The organism is Paenibacillus sp. 2KB_22 (genome assembly GCF_052115745.1).
GTDB lineage: Bacteria > Bacillota > Bacilli > Paenibacillales > Paenibacillaceae > Paenibacillus.
Genome location: NZ_JBFRHG010000001.1, coordinates 1,244,886 through 1,256,922, shown reverse-complemented (window position 1 = coordinate 1,256,922; position 12,037 = coordinate 1,244,886). Strand labels below are relative to the sequence as shown.

The following is a 12,037-nucleotide window of genomic DNA, read 5'->3' as shown; positions in this document are numbered from 1 at the left end:
GTAAATGATTTTGACGAATGAACAACAAGTAACCGTTATTGGTGCCGGGCTGGCAGGAACAGAAGCGGCCTGGCAGATTGCAAGTCGCGGCGTACGCGTAAAATTATACGAGATGAGACCTGTTGTGAAAACGCCGGCTCATCATACGGATAAATTTGCAGAACTGGTATGTAGCAATTCACTGCGTGCGAATGGATTGACCAATGCAGTGGGTGTGTTAAAAGAAGAAATGAGAATGCTCAATTCTCTTGTATTGTCAGCAGCAGACAAACATGCCGTTCCCGCAGGTGGAGCACTTGCTGTGGACCGGGATGGATTTTCAGGTGAGATTACATCCACGTTGCACCAGCATCCGCTCATCGAAGTGGTGAATGAGGAACTAACTTCTCTGCCGGAAGATGGCATCGTTGTTGTTGCAACGGGGCCGCTAACTTCACCTGCATTGTCTGAGCAAATTAAGGCACTAATGGGGGAAGAGTATTTCTACTTCTATGACGCAGCTGCACCGATCATCGAAAAAGATTCAATTGATATGAATAAAGTGTATCTGGCTTCCCGTTATGATAAGGGTGAAGCGGCATATCTGAACTGTCCGATGACAGAAGAAGAGTTTGATGTTTTCTATGAAGCTCTCGTTAATGCTGAAGTCGCTCAATTAAAAGAGTTTGAGAAAGAAATCTACTTTGAAGGCTGTATGCCAATCGAAGTGATGATGAAACGCGGAAAACAGACGGCTCTGTTTGGTCCAATGAAACCGGTAGGTCTGGTTAATCCTCATACAGGAGAGTTGCCACATGCGGTTGTTCAGCTTAGACAGGACAATGCAGCTGGAACCCTGTATAACTTGGTGGGCTTCCAGACGCATCTGAAGTGGGGAGAACAAAAACGTGTCTTCTCGCTTATTCCTGGACTTGAAAATGCAGAGTTTGTCCGTTATGGTGTAATGCACCGTAATACATTTATTAATTCTCCTAAACTTCTTCTTCCGACATATCAGTTTAAAGAGCGTCCAAACCTGTTCTTTGCAGGTCAGATGACGGGTGTAGAAGGATATGTGGAATCTGCTGCATCAGGGCTTATTGCTGGCATGAACGCAGCCAAAGCAGCACTTGGGCAGGAACTGGTGGTATTGCCGGTAGAAACAACACTTGGCAGTATGGCTCAATATATTACAACGGCTGACTTCAAGCACTTCCAACCAATGAACGCAAACTTTGGTTTGTTGCCGAAGCTTGAAACGAAAATTCGTAACAAAAAGGAAAAAAATGAAGCTCTTGCACAGCGCGCACTGGATGGCATCACTAGTTTTGCTGCGGCAGAAGGTCTAACTGTTCCGGAACGCGTATAAATTATTCGTGGGAGGAGGCTGATATCATGGATATGTCATTTCATGCTACAACGATCTGTGCTGTTCGTCATAATGGTAAAGCAGCAATCGCGGGAGATGGTCAGGTGACCATGGGCCAAAGTGTTGTGATGAAAAATACAGCCAAGAAGGTAAGACGTTTATACCGCGGACAGGTTGTTGCTGGCTTTGCTGGTTCTGTGGCGGATGCGATCACCCTGTTTGAGAAATTCGAAGGTAAGCTGGAGGAGCACCATGGTAACTTGCAGCGTGCTGCTGTGGAGCTTGCCAAGGATTGGCGTCAGGATCGGATCTTGCGTAAGCTTGAGGCATTGTTGATTGTAATGGACAAATCAGGTATGCTGCTCATTTCAGGCGGCGGAGAGATTATTGAACCGGATGATGACGTTATTGCTATCGGATCAGGTGGGAACTTTGCCCTATCTGCTGCGCGTGCGTTGAAACGTCATGCAGTAAACCTGGAAGCGAAAGATATAGCGCGTGAATCACTTCAGATTGCCTCGGAGCTATGTGTATATACCAATAATAATATTATTGTAGAAGAGTTATAAGCCAAAGAAATCTCCCGTAGTGGAGCATGATTCTGTAATCTGCTCCAGGACGTCTAGGGGATTCTTTGTCCTTGTTAGGAAAAATAAATTCAACATACTGGTAGGAGGGAAGCAATATGAATACTCAAGCGTTAACACCGAGACAGATTGTTGCAGAGCTTGACAAGTATATTGTAGGTCAGAAGAAAGCTAAAAAATCGGTAGCCGTAGCCCTTCGTAATCGATATCGGCGCAGCCTTTTGCCTGAGCATACTCAGGACGACATTGTGCCTAAAAATATCTTGATGATTGGGCCTACCGGTGTGGGTAAAACGGAGATCGCCCGTCGTCTCGCTAAATTGGTAGGTGCGCCATTTGTGAAAGTGGAAGCTACCAAGTTCACCGAAGTAGGTTACGTTGGCCGTGACGTTGAATCGATGGTGCGTGATCTGATTGAGACATCACTGCGGATGGTGAAGCTGGAGCGGACTGAAAAAGTGAAGGACAAAGCTGAAGAAGCTGCCAATGAGCGAATTGTACATATTCTGGCTCCTTCACAGTCCAAGTCCAAGAATCAGCGTAATCCCTTTGAGATGATCTTTGGGAATAATGGCAACAACGTTCAGGAACAGGATGAGCCAGAACCGGATACTGGGGTTGCCGAACGCCGCCGTAAGATCAAGTTTGATCTGTTATCTGGCAAGTTGGAGGATGACATCATTGAGATTGATGTCGAAGACACTGCGCCTAACATGATGGACATGTTTGCTGGTCAAGGTAATGATCAGATGGGCATGAACATGCAGGAAATGTTTGGTAGCTTGTTGCCTCGCCGTACGAAAAAACGTAAGCTCGCTATTAAAGAAGCACGCAAAGTGTTGATCCAGGAAGAAGCAGGGAAATTGATTGACATGGATGATGTTACCCAGGAATCCATTCGCCGGGCGGAGCAGACAGGTATCATATTCATTGATGAAATCGATAAGGTTGCCAGTCAAGGACGCGGTAGCGGACCGGATGTATCCCGGGAGGGGGTTCAACGGGACATACTGCCTATTGTGGAAGGTTCTACGGTGATGACGAAATATGGCCCTGTTAAAACGGACTATATTCTGTTTATGGCAGCTGGTGCATTCCATGTCGCCAAACCTTCTGATCTGATTCCCGAGCTTCAGGGACGCTTCCCAATTCGTGTGGAACTAAGCAGTTTAACACTGGAGGAGTTTGTATCCATTCTGACTGAACCTCAAAATGCGCTGACCAAGCAGTATGTTGATCTGTTGCGGACAGAGAATATTGAGATTGAGTTCTCGGATGAGGCGATTCGTGAGATTGCCAAATTGGCTGAATCCGTCAATCAAAATACAGAAAATATAGGTGCTCGTCGATTGCATACGATTCTTGAAAAGCTATTGGAGGATTTATCCTTTGAGGCACCCGAGCTTACACTGGAACGTATGGTGATTACTCCGGAGTATGTCCGTGAGAAATTGAATGATATTGCGCTTGATCGTGATTTGAGCCAGTATATCCTGTAACATGAGGCTAGCAATGTAGTTGTTAAAATGATGTTATAAATGAACGGTATGCAAAAGAGTAGAGAACATTTGTGTGATCGACAAAGGGCAGCAATCCTTTAGTGAATCACAAAGGCTCTTACTTGACGCATATCGTTTATTTTTGTTTCTATCTAAAGGATTTCGATGTTACAACCGATAAAAGATGTGGGGTTGTTGTACGGGATCGACAAAACCTAGGACTTGTGCCGCATGTATCCGGCGTTAAAACCTATCGGAGTTGTAGTTATTCCTCGTTTTCATATCCAATGATTCCCATTAAAAGAATTTTACTTATTCCAAGTCTGGTCATCGGTTTAGTCGATAGATTGGTAAATGTTGCGTAAATGCGCAAAATGATGAATTATAGAAAAGTGTGAAGCTACGATTTGTTTTCTTGAGATTAAAATATATAGAGCCTACTTAATTGTTAAGAAAGTGTTGTGTGGGGAAGGCGAGTTTTCTTAATTATTGAAACATAATTTGTCAATTGATTAAGATACAGCTTTATACGTATACCTATCATATTGCACGTAAACCCTTAGTATAACGGCAAAAAATTCTAACATTAACATTTATGAAATATTCGGAAATACATATAATTACGAGCGTTATACGCTCATGTAGAGAGTCGAAAGTTTTTTTTTATTTTAAGAATGTTTAAGAACAATAAGGAAGAGTATTAACAGACTTTTGTTTTGGGCCTGAACATTTACGAAAAAATTCATAATTTGCAGAAAATACACAAAAAGCCCTGTCTTTCAGAAAAGATAGGGCTTTTTTCTTATTGTAATAAATCCCAAACTCGAAGAAACTTATGTTATACGACAACATCAGAGTTAATTCTACTTAAGTCCTAGAAAACCGTGTAAAGACGAATGTTTTTGTCGAAAAAACATAAGAATTTTCAAGGAAAAAGATTGAATCTTTTTCCATAACTTCTAAAGAGAGGAGGGGGATTGTGAATCTTTTAAACGATATCAGCTTTAAAAGATTGCAAGGTGCACTCGATGCGTCCAATATCAGACAACGAACGATTGCTGACAACATCGCGAATGCCGATACCCCGTATTTCAAGCGCTCGGACGTTTCTTTTGAAGAAATGTTGCAAGGGCAAATGAATGGAGATATGCCTGTTCTTAAAGGTAAAGTAACTGATGCAAGGCATTTTGTCATAGGTCCTTCCTCTTCCGTACCAACGCCAGTAGTTAATATGGACCAGTCAACGTCCATGAATAACAACCAGAATAATGTCGATATCGACAGAGAAATGAGTCTTCTGGCGGAGAATCAGTTGCGTTATAACGCTTATATTCAACAAGTGAGCGAACAAATTAAAATCATGCGTGTTGGCGTGGAAGGGAGATAACCTAAATTGAACATTAGTAATAGCTTTAGTATTAGTAGCTCAGCACTTACAGCCCAAAGGTTGCGAATGGATGTTATATCTTCCAACATTGCCAACGCAGAGACGACGCGCGCGAGCGTATCCAATGGTGAAGCGGTTCCTTACAAACGTAAAATGGTCGTACTTGAGCCAAATAAAACGTCATTCGGTACGATGCTGCAAAATCAGATGAGAGGTAGCGGTTCAGGAGATGGTGTCAGAGTAACTGAGATTCGCGAGGATCAGTCACCATTGAAGCCAGTGTATGACCCTACTCATCCAGATGCCAACGCAGAAGGATATGTATTTATGCCTAATGTGGATATTGCGAAAGAAATGGTAGACATGATCTCTGCTTCGCGGTCCTATGAAGCAAACGTAACAGCACTGAATTCAACCAAAGCGATGATCTCCAAAGCTTTGGAGATTGGAAGATAATCTGCTTCGAAATAAAAATAAGAAATATACAAACCAGGGATGAAGGGGAGGGACATTAATGATTCAGAACAACATGTTTAGCACACAGGGTATACAACCGCTACAGATGAAGAATGCAACCGAAAGTAAGCCTTCTACACCAGCCGAAACCATTCAGAGCTTCGGTACATACTTACAGAATGCATTAGGGTCCGTCGCAGCACAAGAGACTCAATCGCATGAAATGTCGAATCAATTTTTGGTCGGCAAAGCGAATGTGGATCAGGTAATGATTGCTTCAGAACAGGCCTTGTTAAGCCTACAGCTCACAACTCAAGTCCGAAACAAAGTGGTCGAAGCATATCAGGAAGTTATGAGAACGCAAATATAAAATAACCTACTTGCGCTTCGATAATAGCGCTGATCATTACAACAAAGCAGCTGCGATGCTGCTCCTGATCGTCAACCTATGGAACGGATAAGGTTGAGTAAGGACAGACTAAGCAAAGTTTCGGATGGGGTGACAGAGTGAATGAGAGAATTGCCCAGTACAGGGATAAGGCATCCCAGTATTGGAATAGTTTTAGCAAAAAGCAAAAAGTATTATTTATATCCACCTTCCTGTTTCTGATTTTGGCTGCAGTTGTACTAACGATGCAATTGTCCAAGACCGAATATGAAGTTGCTTTTACAGACCTGAATGCAAGTGATTCAGCGGGCGTTATCAGTTATCTCGATTCATCTAGTATTCCATACAAATTAAGTTCAGATGGCAAGACCATATCCGTACCAAGTACAAGTGTTGCAATTGCAAAAGTGAATGTCGGATCTCAAGGGATCATTCAGAATGGTTCGTTAGGGTATAAGTCATTCGAGGAGTCATCATCCCCTATCGGGATGACGGATAAAGAGTTTGATGTAAAGTACAACAACGCTATAAACGGAGAAGTTGAACAGTTACTTCAGCGGATGCAAGGCATACAGGATGCTAAAGTACTGGTTAATATGCCGAAAGATAACATTTTTGCTGGTTTAGAAGAACAAGACAAAGCATCAGCATCGGTAGCTCTCCAATTTAAACCGGGTTACCACCCAAATCAGGCAGCGGTAGATGGTTACTTTAACTTGGTTAAGACTGCAATTCCTAATCTGCCTGTTGAGAACATCACCATTACAAACACAGATGAAGCAGAATTGATTCCAACTGCCCGAGGTGGCAGTGGCGGATTGTCTTCCGAAGTTCAAGAAAACATGGCATTACAGAAAAAGTTTGAAAACGATGTCCGCAATAACGTAAAGCAATTTCTTTCCCAGATTGTAGGCGAAGACAAAGTTAATGTGTTGGTAGCCTCCAAGCTTAATTTTGACAAAGAAACACGTAAGGAAAATCTGGTCACACCTGTTGATGTAGAGAATATGAAAGGCATCGAGATCAGTGTGCAGGAGATTCAAAAGAGCTACACTGGCGCAAGCAACCCAACTGGTGGTGTTGCTGGCACAGGACAAGAGGAAGTTCCCGGTTATCCATCATCTGATGCAACAGGTAACTCCACCTCAGAAGAATCATCAAGCACTATAAACTACGATGTTAATCGAATCGCCAAGGATATTATTTCCAGTCCGTATACTGTAAAAGATTTAACCATTAACGTTGCAGTTGAACCACCGGATGGAGAAACAGAATTACAGGGACCGGTTCAGGATGCGATTGAGAACATTCTGGTTAACATTGTGCGCGCTTCATTGGCAGACTCAGGCACTGTAATAAGTGACGCTGATCTGACAAAGAAAGTTTCAGTCATGTCACAAGGGTTCCAGGCTGCATCAACAGCAAATACAGGCTTCCAGTTGTCCCCAGCCATGATGTGGGGCGGAGGAGCACTCATAGCGGCATTGATCGCAGCGGTTGTTATTTTGGTAGTACGCCGTCGCCGCAAACAAAACGAAGTCGAAGAAGAAGAGATTCCTCTTCCAATAGCAACAGAGTTCCCGTCCATTACGCTGGACAGTGTAACGAACGAAAGTCAGGTGCGCAAACAATTGGAGAGTTTGGCCAAGAAAAAGCCAGACGAATTCGTCAATCTGCTGCGTACATGGCTGGCTGACGAATAGAGGTGAACGCATTGGCGAAGGCAAGCAGTCAAGGTTTGACTGGAAGACAAAAAGCAGCAATTTTGTTGATTACATTAGGTCCGGAAGTATCGGCTCAGATCTTCAAACATCTGCGTGACGAGGAGATTGAGCAACTGACGTTGGAGATTGCCAACGTTCGCAAAGTTGATTCTTCCGAAAAGGACATGATCATGGCCGAGTTTCACCAGATCTGTCTGGCGCAGGAATATATCTCTCAGGGCGGTATCAATTATGCGAGAGAAATCCTGGAGAAAGCTCTGGGTTCTTCAAAAGCACTTGAAGTCATTAACCGTTTGACAGCTACGCTGCAAGTCAGACCGTTTGACTTTGCACGCAAAGCGGATCCAAATCAAATCTTGAACTTTATTCAGAATGAAAGTCCGCAAACGATCGCGCTGGTTCTCTCTTATCTTCAGTTCGAACAGGCTGCAGCGATTCTATCATCCTTGCCACAAGAGAAGCAGGCAGATGTTGCTCGCCGGGTGGCGGTTATGGATAGTACTTCGCCAGAAGTCATCTCTCAAGTGGAGCGGGTCCTGGAACAGAAGTTATCTTCTACCGTAACGCAGGATTACACTAATGCGGGTGGTATTGAATCGATTGTACAGATTCTGAACGGAGTCGATCGAGGTACAGAGCGTACCATTTTGGACTCGCTTGAAATTCAGGATCCGGAGCTTGCAGAGGAAATCAAAAAACGCATGTTTGTATTCGAAGATATCGTCAATGTGGATGATCGTTCAATCCAGCGTATTATTCGGGATATCGACAATGCAGATCTGCAACTCGCACTCAAGGTGGCAAGCGAAGAAGTTCGGGATGCGGTGTTCCGGAACATGTCGAAGCGGATGTCCGAAACATTCAAAGAAGAAATGGAGTTCATGGGTCCTGTGCGATTGCGTGATGTTGAGGAAGCTCAGACACGCATTGTAGGCACGATACGCAGATTGGAAGAAGCCGGTGAGATCATTATCGCACGCGGTGGAGGAGATGATATCATTGTCTAATTTGATTAAATCTTTCCAGTATGTACCCGTTGATGACCACAAAAAGCTTGAAAATCATCATCATTATGGTGGTGCTGAGGAGTCTGAGACGGAACTATCCGGTGATCGTGCTGAAGGTTCTGAAGCAGAGACGCTTCAAGCACGCGTGGACGAAGAAACACAACGTCTTACCGCAGAGATGCTGGAAGATGCCAAGGAGTTTGCAGAAAAGCAAGTACGTGAAGCTTCAGAAGAGGCAGAGCGCATGCTTCAAGAGGCCCGTGAACAGATCGACAGCTGGTGGCAGGAACAACGACAACAGGATGAACATCTGACCGAAGCGCTTCGTTCACAAGGTTTCCAACAGGGTTTTGAAGAAGGCAAAGTACAAGCAGAAGTAGATCTCCAGGTGCAGATCGATAAGATGATGATTGAAGCTCAGGAAGTACTCAAGGAAGCTTATGTAGCTAAAGATCAGATCATTCAGGAAGCCGAGCCGTTCCTTGTGGATCTCGCTTGCGGGATCGCTGAGAAAGTCATTGATAAGCAACTTACCATTGAACCCGATCATACATTGGAATTGATTCGTCAGAGTTTGTCACGTAAACGGGAGCAGGGGTTAATCACACTTTGTGTGGCACCCGATCAGTTTACATTTGTACAGGCAGCTCGTGAAGAATTGTCTCTGTCTATTGACTCTCAGGCAGAACTGCAGATTTTGCCTGATTCAACAGTCAAAGATAAGGGATGTGTCATTCGTTCTTCGTTCGGAAGTGTAGATGCGAGAATTGATACACAGCTTGCTGAGATTAAAAAAGAACTGGTCCGCATAGCACTTGAGGATGAGGAGCGAAGAAATCAACATGAAGGTTCTTAGTTCACAGCGATATATGGAACATTTGAAGCAATTCGATCCTGTTCGTATTAACGGCAAAGTTACTCAGGTCATTGGTCTTATGGTGGAGTCAGAAGGGCCAGATGCAAGTATCGGTGACGTATGTTATATCTATCCTGGTAAATCGGCCAAGCCTCTTCAAGCCGAAGTCGTTGGGTTTCGAGATAACAAAGTGTTGCTTATGCCGCTGGGTGAACTTCAATCCATTGGTCCTGGTTGCGATGTAGTAGGTACGGGCAAGCCACTGGGTGTTCAGGTAGGCTCCGAATTGCTCGGTAAAGTATTGGACGGACTTGGACAACCGCTGGACGGCTCACTCCTTCCATCAAGAATGCCGATGTACTCTACCTCCAATACTCCGGTCAATCCAATGGATCGTCCACGTGTACTTGAAACTATGGGTGTAGGTGTAAGGGCTATCGATGGATTGCTGACCGTAGGTAAGGGACAACGTGTGGGTATTTTTGCCGGTTCCGGTGTTGGTAAGAGTACATTGATGGGCATGATTGCTCGTAATACAGCAGCAGATGTTAACGTCATCGCGCTTGTGGGCGAGCGTGGACGTGAGGTGCGCGACTTTATTGAACGGGATCTGGGTCCGGAAGGACTGGAACGCTCCGTAGTCATTGTTGCAACTTCAGATCAGCCTGCTCTGATACGGATCAAGGGAGCAGTTATTGCGACTACGATTGCAGAGTATTTCCGGGATCGTGGAATGAACGTGATGCTCATGATGGATTCGGTAACTCGATATGCGATGGCACAAAGGGAAGTTGGTCTGGCCGTAGGTGAACCTCCGGCAATGAGAGGATATACTCCATCGGTTTTTGCAAGTTTGCCCAAACTGCTTGAACGGGCGGGTACAGGACCTACGGGCTCGATTACAGCCTTTTACACCGTTCTGGTCGATGGGGATGACATGAATGAACCGATCGCGGATGCGGTAAGGGGTATTCTGGATGGACACATTGTGTTAAATCGATCCATTGCGAATAAAGGACATTTTCCAGCGATTGATGTGCTAGCCAGCATAAGTCGTGTTATGAAGGATATTGCTCCGGAAGAGCAGTTGGAAGCCGTTAATAATATGAAACGTTTGATGGCTGTGTACAAAGAATCGGAAGATTTGATCAATATTGGGGCTTACCAGCGGGGATCAAATGCAGCCATAGATGAATCGATAGACCAGATTGATAGTATATGGAACTTTACCAAGCAGAAAGTCGACGAGAAAGTCACCTTAAGTGAAGTACAGGAACGTTTGATTCTTGAATTTGCAAGGAGATGAATGGGTAAACGATGAAATTTCGATATCATTTCCAGAAAGTTGTTGACCTGAAGAGTAATGAAAAAACACAGGCAGAATGGATGTTATCCACAGCGATCGGTAAACTTCAGACGGAGGAAGAACATCTGATACAACTTCTTAATGACAGAAGTAACCTGGTCGGCATTATCCAATCTGCTACGGAAAATAAAGCGTCTGTAAACAGTCTGCAGGAGATGCAGCGTTATGTACATCACCTTGACGAGTGCATTTCACGCAAAAACAGTGATGTTAAACATGCTCAGGTCAATGTGCAGCGGAATCAGACATTTCTTAACGGTAAGATGATTGACGAAAAAGTATGGCTTGGAGCGAGAGACAAGGCCAAAATCAAATTTCAGCAGGAGATGCTCCTCCGGGAACAGAACGATCTGGACGAGATGGCTACTGTACGCTTCGCTGCCAAAGCCGGACGCGCGAATTGATGTGAGCCGGAAGCGGAGTTGTCTCGTGAAGGAGGAATGAACGATGGCTGTTAAAGATGATAGCGACATGGAAAAAGAATCGGGAGGCGGTTGGGAAAAATTTCTCATGATTTCAATCCCGATTGTATTCACCGTAGTATTGCTAGGTGTATTACTTACACTATTTAATGTAGATATTCGTAATAATTTGTTTGAATTTGCCAACAAAATACCGGTAGTCAAGGAATGGGTACCTGATCCTGTACTGGATCCAGAGAAAGAGAAGCTGGAGAAGAGTGAGCAGCAGGTTGAAAGTGCTGAAGCCACAATCGAAAAGCTGAAGTCCCAGGTAACTGCCAAAGAAACAGAGCTCAAGGCAGCACAGGCAGCGACAACAACCGAAGCGAAGAAGGCAACGGACCTTCAGAAGAAGTTGGATGATGCGGAAAAAGCAGCTGAAACGGCTACAGCGGCAACGCCTGAAACGGAATCCGATTATCAAAAGCAAATCAAAGATTTGGCTAAGATGTATGCTGATATGAGTCCAAGCAAAGCTGCACCGATCTTGCAAAATATGACCAATGAGGAAATGGTATTGTTATTGAATGCCATGCAATCATCCGCTCGGACCAAGGTGCTTGAAAAGATGGACCCGAAAACAGCAGCCGATGTGACCATGATGATGAAGGATGCCAAACCGTCCGGGGATCTGGCACTGGATGCACTGCAATCCAGATTGAAGAAAGAAACCGCAGCAACTTCAACTGCATCCACAACGACAAGCAAAAACCTGGATAAAAACCAGCTTAGTCAAACATTTGCTTCAATGTCTGCTTCAAGTGGGGCCAAGTTATTATTGGAAACATACAAGTTAAGTCCTGACAAAACATTGACCATCCTGAATTCGGTAGATGATGCAACACGCTCTCAATTGCTTGAGAACATGTCTTCAGAGGACTCGGTTGAAACTGCAAAAATTTTGAACAGATTAATGGGCAACAAGTAGATCTCATTACACTGAACTAACCGAGAGGAG

Annotated in this window: 12 protein-coding genes; all 12 read left to right on the top strand. The window is 44.3% G+C overall.

The features are described from left to right. Window positions 1-4 precede the first annotated feature (4 nt). The 12 genes from trmFO (at window position 5) to AB4111_RS05315 (ending at window position 12,007) form a co-directional block, all read left to right on the top strand. Window positions 5-1,348: an FADH(2)-oxidizing methylenetetrahydrofolate--tRNA-(uracil(54)-C(5))-methyltransferase TrmFO gene (gene trmFO / locus AB4111_RS05370; protein WP_442030747.1), complete on the top strand. Its 1,344-nt coding sequence runs from the start codon at window positions 5-7 to the stop codon at window positions 1,346-1,348. A gap of 26 nt (window positions 1,349-1,374) precedes the next feature. After that, on the top strand, window positions 1,375-1,917 hold the full coding sequence (gene hslV / locus AB4111_RS05365; RefSeq protein ID WP_017689194.1) for an ATP-dependent protease subunit HslV: 543 nt from the start codon (window positions 1,375-1,377) through the stop codon (window positions 1,915-1,917). Window positions 1,918-2,033: 116 nt separating this feature from the next. Further along, entirely contained in the window at window positions 2,034-3,434 is a 1,401-nt protein-coding gene (hslU, locus tag AB4111_RS05360) for an ATP-dependent protease ATPase subunit HslU (RefSeq protein WP_076208906.1), read from the top strand. Between the two features lie 979 nt (window positions 3,435-4,413). Beyond that, on the top strand, window positions 4,414-4,821 hold the full coding sequence (gene flgB, locus AB4111_RS05355; RefSeq protein ID WP_339302988.1) for a flagellar basal body rod protein FlgB: 408 nt from the start codon (window positions 4,414-4,416) through the stop codon (window positions 4,819-4,821). A 6-nt stretch (window positions 4,822-4,827) separates the two neighbouring features. Beyond that, window positions 4,828-5,277, top strand: a complete 450-nt coding sequence (flgC, locus tag AB4111_RS05350; protein WP_253433759.1) for a flagellar basal body rod protein FlgC — start codon at window positions 4,828-4,830, stop codon at window positions 5,275-5,277. A gap of 58 nt (window positions 5,278-5,335) precedes the next feature. Further along, on the top strand, window positions 5,336-5,647 hold the full coding sequence (gene fliE, locus AB4111_RS05345; RefSeq protein WP_442030746.1) for a flagellar hook-basal body complex protein FliE: 312 nt from the start codon (window positions 5,336-5,338) through the stop codon (window positions 5,645-5,647). A 137-nt stretch (window positions 5,648-5,784) separates the two neighbouring features. Further along, a complete protein-coding gene (gene fliF / locus AB4111_RS05340; protein ID WP_442030745.1) occupies window positions 5,785-7,368 on the top strand; it encodes a flagellar basal-body MS-ring/collar protein FliF in 1,584 nt (527 codons plus the stop codon). Between the two features lie 11 nt (window positions 7,369-7,379). After that, window positions 7,380-8,396: a flagellar motor switch protein FliG gene (fliG, locus tag AB4111_RS05335; protein ID WP_047842476.1), complete on the top strand. Its 1,017-nt coding sequence runs from the start codon at window positions 7,380-7,382 to the stop codon at window positions 8,394-8,396. Then, a complete protein-coding gene (locus AB4111_RS05330; protein ID WP_442030744.1) occupies window positions 8,389-9,252 on the top strand; it encodes a FliH/SctL family protein in 864 nt (287 codons plus the stop codon). Before fliG ends, AB4111_RS05330 begins: the two co-directional genes overlap by 8 nt. Then, entirely contained in the window at window positions 9,239-10,558 is a 1,320-nt protein-coding gene (fliI, locus tag AB4111_RS05325) for a flagellar protein export ATPase FliI (RefSeq protein WP_339241579.1), read from the top strand. The genes AB4111_RS05330 and fliI overlap by 14 nt, the downstream gene beginning before the upstream one ends. Window positions 10,559-10,569: 11 nt before the next feature. Beyond that, window positions 10,570-11,022, top strand: a complete 453-nt coding sequence (gene fliJ / locus AB4111_RS05320) for a flagellar export protein FliJ (protein ID WP_442030743.1) — start codon at window positions 10,570-10,572, stop codon at window positions 11,020-11,022. 43 nt (window positions 11,023-11,065) lie between these two features. Continuing rightward, window positions 11,066-12,007, top strand: a complete 942-nt coding sequence (locus AB4111_RS05315; RefSeq protein ID WP_442030742.1) for a MotE family protein — start codon at window positions 11,066-11,068, stop codon at window positions 12,005-12,007. Window positions 12,008-12,037: the final 30 nt, after the last annotated feature.